This is a genomic window from Cytobacillus eiseniae (assembly GCF_017874625.1).
GTDB lineage: Bacteria > Bacillota > Bacilli > Bacillales > Cytobacillaceae > Cytobacillus > Cytobacillus eiseniae.
This window is the reverse complement of the sequence record NZ_JAGIKZ010000009.1, coordinates 79,875-97,355: the sequence shown is the minus strand read 5'-3', so window position 1 is coordinate 97,355 and position 17,481 is coordinate 79,875. Positions and strand designations below refer to the sequence as shown.

Below are 17,481 nucleotides of genomic sequence, written 5' to 3'. Positions count from 1 at the left end.
CAAAGCTCAGCGCTTTTTTGAAGGGGAATGGGGTTCTATGTCATCAAAGCTTCTAAGGGGTACTTTTATCTTAACCTTGGGAACGATTATTTCAAAAGTACTTGGGTTATTTTATGTAATTCCTTTTTATCATATTGTTGGACAAGAAGGGAATGCGCTCTATTCGTTTGCATATATCCCTTATACAATCTTTATTAGTCTAGCTACAGCAGGCATTCCTGCTGCCATTTCAAAATTTATATCAAAATATAATGCGTTAGAAGAATATGCAGTTGGAAGAAAATTATTTAAATCTGGTATGTTTGTGATGATGTGTAGTGGAATTCTTGCATTCCTCACATTATATTCATTAGCACCATTTATTGCCGAAATTAGCCCGAATGATGCCAATGTGACGATTGAGGATGGAACAACGGTAATCCGGGCAGTCAGCTTTGCGTTATTGCTTGTGCCATTTATGAGTATGATTAGAGGTTTCTTCCAAGGACATCAGTCGATGGGTCCAACAGCTGTATCACAAGTAATTGAACAAATTGTTCGTATCTTTTTCGTATTAGTTGGGGCATATGTCGTTTTAAACTTTATGAATGGAAGTATGTCGCAGGCGGTCAGTGTCGCCACCTTCGCAGCATTTATTGGTGCTATCGGAGGATTATGTACGCTGCTATGGTATTGGTACAAGCGGAAGCCGCATTTAGATGAATTGCTTTTAGAGGATAAAGGAACAGTAGATATTTCTTTGAGGGATATGTATAAAGAAATTATCGTCTATGCAGCACCATTTGTCTTTGTCGGCATTGCCAATCCACTTTTTCAGCTTATTGACCAATTAACGTTTAGCGGGGCGATGGAATCCATTGGTTTAGCGGGTGAAGCAGTCACTGCTTTTGCGATCTTGAATTTCAATACACATAAATTAGTCATTATTCCAGTATCGTTAGCTACTGCTTTTTCATTAACATTAGTACCTAGTATCACAAGTGCCTTTGTTGATGGAGACCGAAAAAACTTGAATATGCAATTGAATCAAGCTTTTCAAGTGTTATTATTTCTAACACTGCCTGCCGTTGTGGGTCTTTCATTATTGGCCGAGCCAATCTTTACCTTATTCTATGATCATGACCCATTAGGAACGGATGTGCTACGAATTTATGCACCGGTAGCTATCTTATTTGCCTATTTCCTTGTTACTGCAGCTATTTTACAAGGGATCAATGAACAGCGCTTTACGGTGTTAAGCTTACTCGTAGGACTATTGATAAAATTAAGTCTAAATATTCCTCTTATCAAACTTATGGAAACGCAGGGAGCTGTTGTCGCGACAGCAATTGGGTATATTGCAGCAATAACGATTAATTTACTAGTCATTAAGAAATTTGCTCATTATCCATTCAAGCTTGTCGTTAGAAGAGGACTATTAATTATATTATTTACTTTGTTTATGTTTATCGGTGCAGGAATCACTTATAAGATTCTTACCCTTTTCTTGTCACCAGCAACTGATTTCCAGGCGTTCATTCTTGTGATCATTTGTGCAGCAGTTGGGGCAAGCATCTACTTCTATTTAAGCTTTAAGACGAGACTTGTCTACTTCCTATTTGGGGAGAAAGTTGACAGATGGATGAAAAAGTTAAGATTGCGTGTGTAATGGAGTGAAATAATGAGAATTGATAAAATGCTCGCTAATTTAGGGTATGGAAGTCGGAAGGATGTAAAGCAGCTTCTGAAAAGCGGGGCTGTTGAAGTAAATGGGAATAAAGTGAAGGATGCAAAGCAGCAGGTCAATCCAGAAATGGATCAAGTTACACTGCATGGCGAAGAAGTAGTATATAAGGAGTTTATCTATTTATTGATGAACAAGCCACAGGGTGTGATTTCTGCAACAGAGGATTCCGAGCATGAGACAGTCGTTGATTTATTAGAGCCTGATGACCTTGTTTTCTCACCGTTTCCAGTTGGCCGGCTAGACAAAGATACAGAAGGGCTGTTGCTTTTAACAAATGATGGACAGCTAGCCCACAGGCTTCTCTCACCGAAAAAACATGTGCCAAAAACGTATTTTGCGGTTATTAACAGTGAAGTGACAGAAGAAGATATTGTAGCTTTTAAAAAGGGTGTCATCTTGGATGATGGCTATGAAACAAAGCCGGGAGAATTGACTATTTTAAAAGCAGGAATCACATCTGACATTGAGTTGACTATTACTGAGGGGAAATTCCACCAAGTGAAAAGAATGTTTGAAGCAGTCGGAAAGCGAGTCATTTATTTACAACGAATATCGATGGGGCCGTTACTGCTTGATGAATCACTTGAGCTTGGAGAATATCGCGAATTAACAGACGAAGAATTAGAAAGCTTGATGCAATATGAGGTCAAATAAAAATCGCCGTACGCGGCGATTTTTTTCGTTTTTTGTTAGCATAAGCAGCTTGCGCTTTATTTATTGTGTAATGTTTTACCTCAGACATCAGACCTCTATGAAGTATATCTGTCTAAGGAAATCTTTACGATGACATTTTTACTTTCTTTTTTGTTGTCGTCCATTTGCCTCGACTGGGGCTTTTTACTAAGTCATTATAAACAAGAACATTTAAATCTCTCTGAATGGTACGAGGAGTAATACCAAATTCCTCTACAAGTTCTCCCGTTGTTACAGTTCCATGCTTATTAATAAACATGTAGACGGATTTGATACGGTTTAACATCCGGTTAGTCGAAGGTTTCAAAGAACCACTCCCTATCCTTTTTTCAAACCAATGGCAAATTCCTGCAACTGACAGTTAATTGAAGAACGAATGTCCTTCAAACATATGTAGTTTTCTTTTCCTCAGCCATCTCCTTTACAAATTTCAGAATTTGTTCTAGATTTTATTCTTAGCTACATTGTACTCCTATTTTTTGATAATTTCTACTTTATTGGCGAATTTACAAAATATTAATATCCCATCCTCCTTACTTTGTTAAAACTTTTTACTATCCTATGAAGTCCCATGCTTGTATTATGTTGGAAAATTCAAAAAAAGAGCATTTTTCCTATTTTTTATGTAAAAGAAAAACCTTTTTATTCATTATTCGTATGTATACATAGGAGGCGTACTAATGACTTTATTAAATGTAGACATTCAATCAGCAGGGTATGAAAAAGATAAAGCAATCATTCAAGATATACATTTCCAATTGAAAAAAGGAGAGCTTATTGGATTAATTGGTCCGAATGGGGCTGGAAAGAGCACGACTATTAAAACGATTCTTGGTTTATTGGAAAATAAAGAAGGGCTGATTTCCTTCCAAGAGGATGCAAGCTATTCCTATGTACCAGAAAGACCAATCTTTTATGATGAACTAACATTATGGGAGCATCTTGATTTTATTGCAGCCGTTGAAGAGATACCTGAAAAGGCATACATAGAAAGAGCAGAGGATTTACTTGAGAAATATAAGCTTACTGAACATGCCCATGAATTTCCTGGTAAGTATTCGAAGGGGATGCAGCAAAAAGCGATGCTTATTCTTTCAATGATCACTAATCCCGACGTGTACATCATTGATGAACCATTTATTGGGCTTGATCCGAATGCAATGAAGTTATTTTTAAAGTTAATTGAACAGGAGAAAAGTCGGGGAGCAGGCATTTTGATGTCCACCCATGTATTAGATACGGCAGAAAAGGTATGCGATCGTTTCATCATGATCCATAATGGACAGCTTAGGGCAGGTGGAACACTCGATGATATTCGCGAACAGTGTGAGCTTTTCAATGGATCACTGTATGACTGCTTCCACTTCATTGCAGAAGGACATGCAGATGAGTAGCTGGCAGCTTTTTCGTAATCGTTTTTTGAGTGATCGGAAATATCAATATGGGGTTTTCCGATCAATTGCTGATTGGACAATCATTGTCTATCTTTTTATTCCAGCATTCCTATTTTTAATCATTCGATACGGCTCATGGTGGATGGAATTGCCTAGCTGGATTGAATCAATCCCCTTTGCCCTTCTATTTATGCTTACTTATCTTTTAACCTGGAACGGAAGCATACGTACATATGTTGAGGAAGCAGATAAAGTATTTTTGATAAAAAAGCAATCACTCTTTTTTGGTATGAAAAAATGGGGGTATCTATACTCGCTTTTTTCACAGTCACTAGGAACAGCAAGTATATTCGTTATCCTATTGCCATTTTTAAGAAATTATTATGGAATGAACTGGATGGAAATTAGTTCATTACTTTTTTTCTTTATTGCATTAAAAGCGTTAATTATGCTAATAAAACTATATTTTAAAAAAATAGAAAAGAAGTTTAAAAGAGTTGTCCTTAGTATTCTAATGTTTGTTGTTTTAAGCTCGTTTAGCCAGCTAATCTATTTCTTTTGGGCACAAGGGGCATTGATACTCGTTTGTTTATGCGGAATGATTCTACTAATCATATCCATCTACTTTAGCTTAAAAGCAATACAAAAATTATCCACAATCGATCATGAAATCGATATGGGGAGAGCGGATAAAACGAAAAATATCGAATTGATTTTCATGTTTTCTAATGAAATGGAAAAACCAGTTATTTCAAAACGAACAAAGCCATTTTTCTTCCGTCGTTCGAAAAGAATTTTCAAAAAGCGAACACGAGTGAACGGATTTATTGAGTTATTTTTTAAAGTGTTCATAAGAAATCGTTCATATGTAATGAGCTATTTTCAGATTATCTCAGTCGGGACTGTCGCACTCGTACTAATTCCGCCACTTTGGATAAAGCTGATTATTTTCATTGGTTTTCTGATCATGATGAATTCCTGGCTTTCACTTATTTGGGATAAGGTTGCTCCATCCAATCCATTAAGCAAAAAATATAGTAAAACAGATTTCTACTTTACTGCAAGGAATAGAGCAGTCATGTCATTATTTATTATTGCGATCATCCTACTAGGGATTTTTGTATTATGCTGGCAAAGTTTACTCGCTCAATTTGGACTGCCGTTCGGTTTGTTTAGAGGGTAGATTCGTATGTCTATTTCCATCGCGTAAGGTGTATGATGGTGCATATGTAAAAATGAATTGATATAATTTTAAATAGGTATCATTTTTTAATACGGGAGGATCATAATGAACGAGATTAATTGGCAAAAAGAAGTAGAACAAAGACAAGACGCTCTCATTGAAGATGCGAAAAGATTACTGCAAATAAAAAGCGTTTTAGATGAAGAAAATGTAACAGAGGATGCACCATTAGGCAGTGGGGTCAAGGAGGCATTGGATTTCATGCTTGAGCTTGGAGAAAAGGATGGATTTACGCCTAAAAATGTCGGCAACTTGGCTGGGCATTTGGAATTTGGACAGGGAGAGGACATTCTTGGAATCCTTTGTCACGTGGACGTGGTTCCAGAAGGAGACGGCTGGTCGAGTGATCCATATGGAGCAGAAATCCGTGATGGAAAGATTTTTGCTAGAGGGGCTATTGATGATAAAGGACCAACAATGGCTGCTTATTATGCAATGAAAATTGTAAAAGAATTGGGCCTGCCGTTAAATAAACGTGTTCGCATGATTATTGGAACGGATGAGGAAAGTGATTGGCGTTGTGTGGATCACTATTTTGAGCACGAGGAAATGCCAGCAATGGGATTTGCGCCAGATGCAGATTTCCCGATTATTTATGCTGAAAAGGGGATTGCGGATTTTGACCTTGTTCAAGTAAATGAAGGATTTGAACATACAGGCGATGAAAAAGCAGTTGTGCTCTCTTTTCAATCGGGAAGAAGATACAATATGGTTCCTGACTTTGCAAAGGCAGCTTTAGAGGTGAAAACAGAGTCAACCGATCTTCTCCAATCATTTGATCAATTTGTGGAGAAAAATGAACTTCAGGGGAAGCATTATTTCGAAAGTGGTTTATTAATCCTTGAAATCGAAGGGATTTCAGCTCATGGGATGGAACCAAATAGTGGAAAGAATGCTGGCTTGTTTATGGCCAATTTTTTATCACAAATAATGTTAGATACAAAATCATCCCATTATTTCCGATTTGTATCCAATTATTTTTATCAGCAGTCTAGAGGAAATAAGCTAGGTGTTGCTTATACAGATGATATAACGGGAGATTTAACCATTAATGTTGGAAAGCTTTCCTTTACACAAGAAAATGGGGGAAGCCTTGGATTGAATCTTCGCTACCCTGTAACAAACCAAATGGATGAAACAAAGGGGAAACTTGAAAGAATCTTAAAAGAAGAACAATTTACACTTGAAAATTTCTCGGATTCTAAGCCGCATCATGTAGCTGCTGATGACTTTCTTATTCAAACACTTAAAAAAGTATATGAAGAACAAACAGGAGAGAAAGCAGAACTGCTTTCAATTGGAGGGGGAACATACGCCCGTTCCTTAAAGTCTGGTGTCGCATTTGGCCCATTATTCCCTGGCAGAGAGGATATTGCACACCAAAAGGATGAATATATGTATATTGAGGATTTGTTAAGAGCAACAGCTATCTATGCTCAGGCGATTTATGAGCTTGCAAAATGACGTTTACATCTAAAGAATGGACAGGGGGGAAGCAGAGATGCAATCTGTTATTGTAAATGGAGAGTTTGTTGAACGGTCAAAGGCAAAGATCGATATTGAAGATCGTGGATACCAATTTGGGGATGGAATTTATGAGGTCATTCGGGTATATAACGGGAAAATGTTCACTGCAACCGAACATTTAGAACGACTCTTTGAAAGTAGCAAGAAAATTAGGATGCAAATTCCATATACGATCAATGAATTGAATCAAATGTTAACGGAATTGATTACTAGAAATGATCTGACGATTGGTACGATTTACATGCAGATTACCCGTGGAATCTCACCTAGAAATCACGCATTTCCAGCAGCAGATATCCAACCAACTCTTGTTGCTTATACGAAGGAAGCGGCTAGACCGGTTGAAACGATGAGAGCAGGAGTAAAAACAATTTTGAACGAGGATATACGCTGGCTTCTTTGCGACATAAAAAGTCTAAATCTCCTTGGTAATTTGATGGCAAAGCAAAAAGCAGTAGAAGCTGGATGCTTTGAAGCAATCCAGCATAGAGACGAGATAGTAACAGAAGGAAGTTTATCCAATATTTCAATTATTAAAAATGGAAAAGTGATCACCCATCCAGCCAATCATCTCATTCTTAATGGAATAACAAGGCAAAAGGTATTGGAAATCTGTCAAAACAATAATATTCCTTTTGAGGAAATTCCCTTTACGCTTGAAGATTTAAAGAATGCGGACGAAATTTTCCTAACAGGAACAACAGTTGAGATCACACCAATTGTTGAAGTGGAAGGAGAAAAGGTTGGGAGCGGTACGATTGGTTCAATCACCAATAAGCTACAGCAGCTTTTTGAAAAAGAGATTGAGAAACAATGTGGCCGCTTATAATAGGAGATCATAGGCAAGAAATGTCCCTCGTCGTTTAGATGAGGGGCATTTTTGTGATTTGGATTAATGAAAGATTAAAGTCTTTGGAAATGATGGCCAAACCATGGCGGAGAAAGCTAAAGAAAGTCTATCTTAGACTTGCTAGAATGATCAGCTTTTTCCTTATAGATAGAATCAATCATTAACATCTGCTAAAATAAGTGAAAATATGAGGTAGATTATGGAGGGAAGGAATGGATACGAAAGCACATTATTTCTTTGCTATTCGTTTGCCTGAAAATGTTAAGATAGAGATGAAGAGGATTTGTTTGAAATTGGAGGCTATTTTTCCTTTTCAACGCTGGGTTCATCAAGAGGATTATCATATTACACTTGCTTTTCTTGGAGCAGCTTTAGAAACAAAGCTAGCTGAAGTTAAAAGAATGGCAGCGCAAAGAGTAGAAGGACAAAAGGCTTTTTCAATACATATACATCAATTGGGCGTTTTCGGAAAAGAGGATGCACCAAGAATCTTTTGGGCTGATATGCAAAAAGAAGAGAGCTTAATGAATATTCAGGAGCTTGTTTTTTCTGCTTGTACACAAGCGGGCTTTGAATTGGAGAAGAGGCCATTCAAGCCTCATATTACGTTAGCAAGAAAATGGGCTGCGAATGATCCTTTTCAGAAAAAGCAATTGATCGAGGAGAATCCATTCAAACATTCCCCTACTACCTTCCAAGCGAAGGAGATTGTATTATATCAAACACATCTAGATCGAACACCTAAATATGAAAAGATAGCCATATTCACTTTACAAGATGAATGATCGATAGATAGAAAAAATAAGGCAGGCTCGCAAAAATGGGACAGTTAATAAAAATACAAGATTATGTTTCGCGCTATGAACAAAATATTTATTTATACCCTTCACGCTATGTAAGACTTAAAAAACAGCAATGGGGAAAATTAAAAAATGCTTGGGAAAACAATGATGCCTCTCTTTTCACGGGTCCACAGGAAGTGGCAAAAGACTGGCTTGAAGAAGAAAAAAAACCGCTAGTGAATAAAATAAAAGGGTTTTGGAAGCTAGGGAAAAAGGATAAAGAAGAAGAAGAGGAACTTGAGCCTCTCGAACTCCATAAACAAATGAATGAAGAGACAAATGAAGAGGATGTATTGCGTTTTGAAGCAAACTTTACTTATCGACCAGATACAGTAGAAGAATTGAAACACCAGTTTCTTGACCAATTATTTCGCTTTCAAATGAAATGGGCAAGTTCAACCTTAACGGAAAAATCATTTGTGGAGAAAGCATTTTATTATGATGAGAAATTAACGTTTTTTCTGAAACGATTTCCTGATACATTTCTTGTCTTATACTCGCCGATATTTTTATTGAAGAAGGCGCCGGTAGAAGTTGAAACAATCATTATCACTCCAACAGGTATTTGGTGTGTAAGCATTCTGGAAGAGGAAAACGATGCCGTCTTTATCGGATCAAAAGAACGCTTCTGGGTGAAACGGGTAAAGGGAGTAGAGAAGAAGGGATTGAATCCTGTATTAGCATTAAATCGTACAGGAAAGATCGTCCAGCAAATTTTTCGAATGAATGAGATTGATCTTCCTATCCATAAAGTGGTGCTATGCAGAAATGGGTATATTGATTATCCTTCTCCACCTTACGATATTGAACTAATTGAGAAAAGAAATTATGATGAATGGTTTAACGGGATGAGAAATCTTCGTTCTCCATTGAAACATATACAGCTTAAGGCGGCACAAGCATTGCTGCAATATTGCCAAACATCATCCATTAGAAGACTTGAATGGGAGAATGATGATGAGGATTAAAAATGGAACAAAGATTTATTTTATTATTAATCCCCAGGCAAAAAATGGGTATTGTCAAAAGGTTTGGAGCAAAATCGAACAGTTGCTTCTCGAGAAAGGGATTTCCTATGAAGCATTTTTTACTAATTATCGTGGTCATGCAAAAGAGATTGCGCGCAAATTAGCGGAAAAGGAAGAAGGAAGAAAAACCTTGATTATTGCTGTTGGTGGCGATGGAACAATGCATGAGGTCGTAAATGGAGCGGCAAGTTTTCAGCATGTAAATTTGTCCTATATTCCTGGCGGATCCGGGAATGATTTCTCGAGAGGGTTTGGGATCCCGAAGGACCCTGTCGCAGCGCTTAACCAATTGTTAAATAAAGAGGATCTGGAAGCTACCCTTACTGATCTAGGAAAAGTTTCAAAAAAGGATGGGGAAGCAATTTATTTTATAAATAATATGGGTGTTGGTCTTGATGCAAGTATTGCCCGTGAGGTAAATGAATCAAAAATAAAAGGTTATTTAAACCGGTTATCATTGGGAAAGCTTGCATACGTCTATTTTTTACTGAAGAATTTAGTCACCTTTAAGAAATCAGCTATGGAAATAGTCATCGATGGAAAGTTGTCTACTTACGAGAATGCGTGGTTTGTTAGTGTTTCAAATCAGCCATTTTATGGTGGGGGAATGAAAATTTCTCCTAATGCTTCTCCATTTGATGATCAATTAAATATAACAGTTGTTCATAAAATATCTAGATTAAAAATTTTATTCGTCTTTATTACTGTATTCTGGGGAGGACATGTTGCATTTAAAGGAGTCGAGGCGTTTACTGGTAAGGAAATAAGAATATCTTCCTTGCACCCATTGCCAGTCCATGCGGATGGGGAAGATATTGGGACGACACCGCTTAAAGTCATCACTTGCCACAGACTTCTACCCATCTCTTCTAATGCAAGTGGACAATGAATAAACAATGTGAAGGAGGTAGGCTCTGATGATTTCAAATCACCGAAAATTTAATGCTTATTTAGATGAGATGGAGATCATTACGATCTTACTTCCGAATGACTACTATGAAGGAACTTCTGCTTTTTTTTTAATCGAGAAAGAGAATAAGAATGATCCTCTTCCTTTAACAATCCTCAAAAAAATTCCACTTCAGGAAACAATTAAATATATTTGCCAAGTAAATGAACAAATCACACTCGGTGAGCAATATTGGATCATTGATGCACATGGCGGAAGAACTGATTTGCAAATCGGAGCCGTCATTCGAACAAAGGCATTTGATCAGGCATTTTTCTATGATGGATCGTTAGGCGTTTGCTATCGAGAAGAACAATCGGAGTTTAAGCTATGGGCACCGACAGCTACTGAGGTTAAGTTATTTGTAAATCATGAGGGTGCATTGCAGCCTCAATTTCTACAAATGGAAAGAGGAGAAAAAGGGCTATGGTTTTTGATCGTACCTGAAAACCTAGAAAAGGCCAGATACTCCTATCATGTTTGTGTCAATATGGAATGGAAAGAAGCGGTTGATCCGTATGCAACTGCTGTAAGCATAAATGGCGAATACGGCATCATTGTCGATCTTGCAAAAACAAATCGCATAAAACCCCCGCTTCCATCTTTCGAGCAACCTACAGATGCAATTATTTATGAAACTCATATTAGAGATCTTACCATCCATCCGAATAGTGGCACGTTAAGCAAGGGAACTTATCTAGGTGCTGCTGAACTCCATACTGTTGGGGCGAATGGTGCCTTAACTGGACTTAGCTATATAAAGGAGCTAGGTATTACACATATTGAATTTCTCCCCTTCCACGACTTTGAAGGGGTCGATGAAAGTGAGGCTACAAAGAAGTATAATTGGGGCTATAATCCACTGCATTTTAATGCACCGGATGGGAGCTTTTCCACTGACCCGAGATCCCCCTATAAACGAATTCATGAATTGAAAACGATGATCCATGCAGTCCACACAGAAGGGCTTCGTGTACTGATGGATGTTGTGTATAATCATGTTTATATACGTGAAAGCTCCTCTTTTGAAAAAATTGTTCCGGGATATTTTTTCAGGCATGATGAATATGGGATGCCTGCAAATGGAACAGGGGTCGGAAATGATTTTGCTTCTGAGCGCTTAATGGGGAGAAAATTTATTATCGACTCCATTATGTTTTGGCTGAAAGAATATCAGGTAGATGGATTCCGCTTTGATTTGATGGGGATTCTTGATATAGAAACGATGAATATGATTCGGGAAAAGGTGGATGAAATCGATCCTTCGATTCTACTTATCGGTGAAGGATGGGATTTAAATACACCGATTCCGCTGAATGAGAAAGCGAGTATTCGCAACCAGGCATTGCTGCCTAGGATTGGCCAATTTAATGACTGGTTTAGAGACACGGTAAAGGGAAGCACCTTTAATTTATATGATAAAGGGTATGCTCTAGGTAACGTGCATTATTATGAAGCAGCCAAAGAGGTTTTGGCAGGAAGTATTGGAATCGAAAAGAGCGATAATGGTTTATTTCATTCACCAATTCAATCTGTCAACTATGTTGAGTCTCATGATAATCATACATTATGGGATAAATTAGTGATTTGTATGCAAACAGAGGAAGAGGAAATAAAGCAAAAACAACATAGACTTGCAACGGCAATGGTTCTTCTCGCACAAGGCATTCCCTTTTTGCATAGCGGACAGGAATTTTTTCGAACGAAGAAAGGGATTGGCAATAGCTATCGATCGCCTGATTCCATTAACCAGCTTGACTGGGACAAGAAGGACCATTATCAAGCGAATGTGAACTATATTCGTGGACTCATTGCCATTCGTAAATCACATAAGGCCTTTCGGTTATCTAAGCAAGAACTAATTCGTCGGCATATGCATTTTCTGCCTTGTGAGAAGCCTATTATTGGCTATAGGCTGAAAGATGTAGCGAAATATGGGGAATGGGATGAAATCCTTGTATTCTTTAATCCTGCCCAATCAGAGGGTCTTATTCAGCTTCCTGCTGGGACATGGTTCGTGCTTGCAGATGATGAAACAGCAGCGATTATTTCAAAAGAGGAAATAAAATATACACTTATGCTGCCTCCTATTAGCATTTATATAGCAGCTCGCAGATGAAAATAATAAATAGGCTTGACGAAAAAAGCAAGAAAGAGATAAAATTTAAAAGATAGCTATTGGGAAATAATACAGCAATAGCTATTTTTATTTTTTGTACCCTGTTGATTCGAGCGGAAATCAACAACAGCATTTTTTATGATGAAACAAGTGACATGATTAAAAATATACGACTACATGAATGAGTGGCTTACTAAGCAGGTGAACAATTTTGGAAGATATATTAGGTAGTGAATGGGAGATTGTTCCCGCAGGTGGTGCGACTGGGGAAGCCTTTTTTGCCAAACATAAGGAACAGCAGCTATTTTTGAAACGGAATACATCTCCATTTCTTGCTGTATTGTCTGCTGAGGGAATTGTCCCGAAGCTTATTTGGACGAAAAGACTTGAAAATGGCGATGTCATCACCGCTCAACAGTGGGAAAGCGGCAGAGAACTCAAGCAAGCAGAGATGAACAATGAACGAGTTGCTCAGCTGCTAAAGAAGATCCATAGCTCAAAGCCGCTGCTTAGCATGCTCGAAAGATTGGGAAAATCCCCGTTGCTCCCTGAAACCATTCTCCAGATTCTTGAAGAAGAATTGGATGAAGAGCTCAGACAAGGGGATATGATTGCCCAATCGCTTACGTTTTTACAAGAGAATGTGAAGCATATCCATTGCGATGAAAAGGCGGTATGTCATTGCGATGTCAATCATAACAATTGGCTGCTTGGAGAAAACAATCAGCTCTATTTAATCGACTGGGATGGCGCGATGATTGCAGACCCAGCTATTGACCTCGGCATGCTTTTACATTGGTACATCCCGAAGGAAGAGTGGCATGATTGGGTTCAGCGTTACGGTTTGATCCTTACAGATGATTTATTCTTGCGGATGAAATGGTATTCTGTTGCCCAAACGATAACGTCCATTCAGTGGCATAAAATTAAAAGCCGCTACGAAGAAATGAATAAAGAGCTGCAATTCCTTGAGAACTGCATGCGCTCTAAGTATACTGATTAATGTCATTTACCCAGCTTGATAACTCATTTTGATGCAGTTCAATATGATTGTCTAAATGGGTAGCATTTACACCGCTTTGACTGTAATAATAGATTTCTTCAAGTACTGCTTTTGCTTGACTGTCAATCGTTGGATTCATTAATAAGGATTTCACTAATCGTTCCAATTGTTCACATTCAGAAACTGATCCACAACAATCTGTTTGATGGTTGCTTAGTATATCTTTTAATAAATTTAACTGATCCTGCTGACTGATTGGCATGATCGACACCCTTTCAAGGTAACATTGGCGAAAAAGGAATTCACCTTAGAATGTGAGTTCCTTTTTCGATTTATGCATGATACAATTTGCATGGTATTATTTAAGGAATAGTAATTATTTAGGAGTGTAATATATGCGACAAAGAAACAAGCCATGGGCAAAGGAAAAGCTTGCTGACTATCCACAGTATGTGATTGGGTCGCCAGATCAATGGAAGGGCAAGTGGCATGAAGTCTTTGAGAAGAAACAGCCGCTTCATATTGAAATTGGTACAGGTAAAGGCCGTTTTATTAGTGGAATGGCTAAGGCAAACCCAATGATTAATTATATTGGCATCGAATTACAAGATAGTGTGATTGTGACTGCCTTAGACCGGATCATTGAGGAAGAGCTGCCGAATGTGAAATTAATGAATGTGGATGCAAATAATCTACCTACCTTTTTTGAAAAAGGAGAGGTTGACCGTGTGTATTTAAATTTCTCAGATCCATGGCCAAAAACCCGTCATGCTAAGAGGCGATTAACATATAAAACTTTCCTCGAAATTTATGAAGATATTCTTGTAGATCAAGGAGAGATTCATTTCAAAACAGATAATCAAGGTTTATTTGAGTATTCACTGACAAGCTTCTCTGAATACGGAATGCTTTTAAAATACGTAAGCCTTGACCTTCATACTAGCAATTTTGAAGGAAATATTATGACTGAATACGAAGAAAAGTTTTCGAATAAAGGAAATCGAATTTATCGCTGTGAAGCTCAGTATCGGTAATAATAAGGGGTGTCCAAAAGTCATATTTTTGACAATTGGGCCCCTTTTTTATATCTAGGAGATTTTCAGACAGCCTCTATATTTTATTTTCTAAAATGTTAAAATAATCAAAAGGGAGGGAAAGCAATGGAGACATTACAATTAAAGAACATAAAATTAACTTGGCTGCGTGGCGGTGTAAATTATTTAGATGGTGGTGCCATGTTTGGAGTGGTTCCAAAGCCACTTTGGTCAAAAAAATATCCTTGTAATGAAAAAAATCAAATTGAGTTACGTACAGATCCTATTTTCATTCAGATGGATGGCAAGAATATTCTTGTGGATTCTGGATTGGGCTATGGAAAGTTAAGTGAGAAGCAGAAGCGGAATTTTGGTGCATTAGAAGAGTCACAAGTAGAAGAAGATCTGCACACACTTGGATTAACACCTGCTGATATTGATTATATTTTGATGACTCATTTGCATTTTGATCATGCTTGTGGACTGACAAAGCCTCATGAGGATGGATTCGTCTCTGCATTTCCAAATGCTAAAATAATCGTTTCAAAAGTAGAATGGGATGAAATGAGACAGCCGAATATCCGTTCAAAAAATACATATTGGAAAGAAAATTGGGCGTGCATTCAGGAACAAGTGCATGCATATGAAAAGGAATGGTCACTCGGTGCTATTAAAATGGTCCATACAGGCGGCCATAGTGATGGACACTCGATTCTAGTCATTGAGGATGGTGAGGAGCTACTTATTCACATGGCTGATATTATGCCAACCCACGCCCATAAAAATGTTCTTTGGGTCCTTGCTTATGATGATTATCCGATGAATTCAATTGCCGCAAAGGAAAAATGGATGGAATATGGGCTTCAAAAGAATGCATGGTTCACCTTCTATCATGATGCCTATTACCGTGCAGTTAAGTGGAATAATGATGGAGAGCTAGTAGATAAATTAAGTAGGGAACGATGAGGTAGATAGGAATAAAGCTCATGAAGGTGTCTAAGATCGAGAAGGTCCACATTGATCAGATTGAGCACCCAATCGGACGAATAGACGGAAAACTTCCGCTTATTTCGTAATTATTAATAAAAAAAGCCTGAATAAGCGGAAAATTTCCACCTATTGTCTTGAAAAATTAAAAAATGAAGGATTTTCCATTGAATAAGCGTAAAAACTCCGCTTATTTTCGCCAAAATGGGCTTCATTCTGCATTTAACCGGAAAACTTCCGCTTGTTTTACTTATGCGCGTTACTCGATTAAGGACGAGGCGTCTTATTTGGGTAGAAGCAGGGGCGTTCTTTAGAAAAATAAAAATTCATTTATTTGCCTCATCCACCAAATATTGAATTACAAGTCATTAGATTATAAGAAAACGCAGAGGATGCTCTGCGTTTTCTGTGTAATTTTATAGTCTAAAAGTATGCAATTTAGCTTGATATTAACCTTATGAATTCGGTTTTTCTACTTCTCAATCGAACTGATGAAATTAAGGCACTACCGCTTTTCATTTTAAGTTAATTTATATGCCTCAAGGATTAATCCTGTTCCTGCATCAGCAATAAATTCAAATTGCTCTGTTTGCTCGTCACTTTTTTGAGAAATGCCCCCCCGATAAATTTCATATGAGAGCTGTCCTTTTTTGTATGGTTCTTTTGTCATTTGGATCCATGAACCGCTAATTGTGCCGTTTTTCTTAAAAATGGCTTTCGCATTTGCTAAAGCTTTTTCAGGTGAGACCGTCACCTTTTGGGCAAGTAATTCTCTTGCTGCATAACCGCCAGCTAAACCAACGCCAACCCCTAAAATAAATGATTTCCAGTTCATCCTGCACCTCCATTTGAAGAATAAAATAAATGCTCGTAATTTTTTTACTCCTACATCTTACCAAAAAATAGCTAAGTAAAAAACTGAATTAGTGGCAAGTACTATGAAAGTTCTGTAAAATGAAAGAATACTATAAATTTTTTCTAGGAGAAGAAGCCATGAACGAAAAAACATTGCAGCTTTTTAAAACATTGACAGAACTACCTGGTGCACCAGGAAATGAACATTTTGTACGTAATTTCATGAAAGAGCAACTTAGTCAATATGCGGATGAAATTGTTCAAGATAAGCTTGGTGGAATTTTTGGCGTGAAAAAAGGCGATGAAAATGGTCCTACCATTATGGTTGCTGGTCATATGGATGAAGTTGGCTTTATGGTTACGTCCATAACTGAAAATGGAATGCTTCGTTTCCAAACACTTGGGGGCTGGTGGAGTCAAGTATTGCTCGCACAAAGAGTGCAAATTATGACGGATAATGGCCCTGTTATCGGTGTCATTGGATCAATTCCACCACATCTTCTAGATGAAGCAAAACGAAGCAAACCAATGGAAATGAGCAATATGCTTATTGATATCGGTGCAGATGATCGTGAAGATGCGAAAAAAATTGGCATTAAGCCTGGTCAGCAAATCGTACCGATCTGTCCATTTACACCAATGGCAAATGAGAAGAAAATTTTGGCTAAGGCATGGGATAATCGATATGGCTGTGGGTTAGCAATTGAATTACTGGAAGCGGTAAAGGATGAAAAGCTACCTAATATTCTATATTCTGGCGCAACAGTTCAGGAAGAGGTTGGCCTTCGTGGTGCACAAACAGCTGCCAATATGATTAATCCTGATTTATTCTTTGCAATGGATGCTAGCCCAGCGAATGATATGTCTGGTGACAAGAATGAATTTGGTCAACTTGGAAAAGGCACACTTCTTCGAATTCTTGATCGTTCAATGGTCACACATCGGGGAATGAGAGAATTTGTTTTAGATACGGCAGAAACGAATAAAATCCCTTATCAATATTTTGTTTCACAAGGTGGAACAGATGCTGGCCGAGTACATATTTCTAATGAAGGTGTACCGAGTGCAGTGATTGGAATTTGCTCTCGATATATTCATACACATGCATCCATCGTCCATATTGATGACTATGCAGCTGCAAAGGAATTAATTGTGAAGCTTGTGAAAGCTTGCGATAAGACAACAGTAGAAACGATTCGACAAAACGGCTAAGAAGAGAGAGGCAACGGTC

General features: G+C 37.9%; 17 protein-coding genes. 14 read left to right on the top strand and 3 right to left on the bottom strand.

Annotated features, from left to right (window positions below; all coding sequences use genetic code 11):
• Positions 1 to 37: 37 nt before the first annotated feature.
• A complete protein-coding gene (locus J2Z40_RS09985; RefSeq protein ID WP_066396914.1) occupies positions 38 to 1,648 on the top strand; it encodes a putative polysaccharide biosynthesis protein in 1,611 nt (536 codons plus the stop codon).
• A gap of 12 nt (positions 1,649 to 1,660) precedes the next feature.
• Positions 1,661 to 2,380 carry a pseudouridine synthase gene (locus J2Z40_RS09980; protein WP_066396911.1) on the top strand — a complete coding sequence of 240 codons (720 nt, stop codon included), beginning with the start codon at positions 1,661 to 1,663 and terminating at the stop codon, positions 2,378 to 2,380.
• Between the two features lie 124 nt (positions 2,381 to 2,504).
• Here J2Z40_RS09980 and J2Z40_RS09975 read toward each other — a convergent pair whose 3' ends face one another.
• Entirely contained in the window at positions 2,505 to 2,726 is a 222-nt protein-coding gene (locus tag J2Z40_RS09975; RefSeq protein WP_066396909.1) for a DeoR family transcriptional regulator, read from the bottom strand.
• Between the two features lie 373 nt (positions 2,727 to 3,099).
• Between J2Z40_RS09975 and J2Z40_RS09970 the strand changes: the two genes are divergently transcribed.
• The 9 genes from J2Z40_RS09970 (at position 3,100) to J2Z40_RS09930 (ending at position 13,374) form a co-directional block, all read left to right on the top strand.
• Positions 3,100 to 3,813, top strand: coding sequence for an ABC transporter ATP-binding protein (locus J2Z40_RS09970; protein ID WP_066396908.1), 714 nt, complete (start codon positions 3,100 to 3,102; stop codon positions 3,811 to 3,813).
• A complete protein-coding gene (locus tag J2Z40_RS09965) occupies positions 3,728 to 4,996 on the top strand; it encodes an ABC transporter permease (protein WP_162840498.1) in 1,269 nt (422 codons plus the stop codon). Before J2Z40_RS09970 ends, J2Z40_RS09965 begins: the two co-directional genes overlap by 86 nt.
• Before the next feature lie 105 nt (positions 4,997 to 5,101).
• Entirely contained in the window at positions 5,102 to 6,520 is a 1,419-nt protein-coding gene (pepV, locus tag J2Z40_RS09960) for a dipeptidase PepV (protein ID WP_066396905.1), read from the top strand.
• A 37-nt stretch (positions 6,521 to 6,557) separates the two neighbouring features.
• A complete protein-coding gene (dat, locus tag J2Z40_RS09955; RefSeq protein WP_066396903.1) occupies positions 6,558 to 7,412 on the top strand; it encodes a D-amino-acid transaminase in 855 nt (284 codons plus the stop codon).
• Between the two features lie 233 nt (positions 7,413 to 7,645).
• Positions 7,646 to 8,218, top strand: coding sequence for an RNA 2',3'-cyclic phosphodiesterase (thpR, locus tag J2Z40_RS09950; RefSeq protein ID WP_066396897.1), 573 nt, complete (start codon positions 7,646 to 7,648; stop codon positions 8,216 to 8,218).
• Positions 8,219 to 8,253: 35 nt separating this feature from the next.
• Positions 8,254 to 9,243, top strand: a complete 990-nt coding sequence (locus tag J2Z40_RS09945) for a nuclease-related domain-containing protein (RefSeq protein ID WP_066396895.1) — start codon at positions 8,254 to 8,256, stop codon at positions 9,241 to 9,243.
• Positions 9,233 to 10,192, top strand: coding sequence for a diacylglycerol/lipid kinase family protein (locus tag J2Z40_RS09940; RefSeq protein ID WP_066396892.1), 960 nt, complete (start codon positions 9,233 to 9,235; stop codon positions 10,190 to 10,192). Before J2Z40_RS09945 ends, J2Z40_RS09940 begins: the two co-directional genes overlap by 11 nt.
• 28 nt (positions 10,193 to 10,220) lie before the next feature.
• Positions 10,221 to 12,371, top strand: a complete 2,151-nt coding sequence (gene pulA, locus J2Z40_RS09935) for a type I pullulanase (RefSeq protein WP_066396891.1) — start codon at positions 10,221 to 10,223, stop codon at positions 12,369 to 12,371.
• A 211-nt stretch (positions 12,372 to 12,582) separates the two neighbouring features.
• Positions 12,583 to 13,374, top strand: a complete 792-nt coding sequence (locus J2Z40_RS09930) for a phosphotransferase family protein (RefSeq protein ID WP_066396889.1) — start codon at positions 12,583 to 12,585, stop codon at positions 13,372 to 13,374.
• Here J2Z40_RS09930 and J2Z40_RS09925 read toward each other — a convergent pair.
• On the bottom strand, positions 13,358 to 13,636 hold the full coding sequence (locus J2Z40_RS09925; RefSeq protein ID WP_066396887.1) for a YtzH-like family protein: 279 nt from the start codon (positions 13,634 to 13,636) through the stop codon (positions 13,358 to 13,360). The two genes, J2Z40_RS09930 and J2Z40_RS09925, sit on opposite strands and share 17 nt — an antisense overlap.
• 133 nt (positions 13,637 to 13,769) lie before the next feature.
• Between J2Z40_RS09925 and trmB the strand changes: the two genes are divergently transcribed.
• Both trmB and J2Z40_RS09915 read left to right on the top strand, forming a co-directional pair.
• Positions 13,770 to 14,408, top strand: coding sequence for a tRNA (guanosine(46)-N7)-methyltransferase TrmB (gene trmB / locus J2Z40_RS09920; RefSeq protein ID WP_066396886.1), 639 nt, complete (start codon positions 13,770 to 13,772; stop codon positions 14,406 to 14,408).
• Between the two features lie 126 nt (positions 14,409 to 14,534).
• Positions 14,535 to 15,374, top strand: coding sequence for a YtnP family quorum-quenching lactonase (locus J2Z40_RS09915; RefSeq protein ID WP_066396885.1), 840 nt, complete (start codon positions 14,535 to 14,537; stop codon positions 15,372 to 15,374).
• A gap of 541 nt (positions 15,375 to 15,915) precedes the next feature.
• On the opposite strand, the gene J2Z40_RS09910 is transcribed toward J2Z40_RS09915, so the two are convergent.
• Positions 15,916 to 16,230, bottom strand: a complete 315-nt coding sequence (locus tag J2Z40_RS09910) for a PepSY domain-containing protein (RefSeq protein ID WP_066396884.1) — start codon at positions 16,228 to 16,230, stop codon at positions 15,916 to 15,918.
• A gap of 158 nt (positions 16,231 to 16,388) precedes the next feature.
• Here J2Z40_RS09910 and J2Z40_RS09905 point away from each other — a divergent pair, with 158 nt between their 5' ends.
• A complete protein-coding gene (locus tag J2Z40_RS09905; protein ID WP_066396883.1) occupies positions 16,389 to 17,462 on the top strand; it encodes a M42 family metallopeptidase in 1,074 nt (357 codons plus the stop codon).
• Positions 17,463 to 17,481 lie beyond the last annotated feature (19 nt).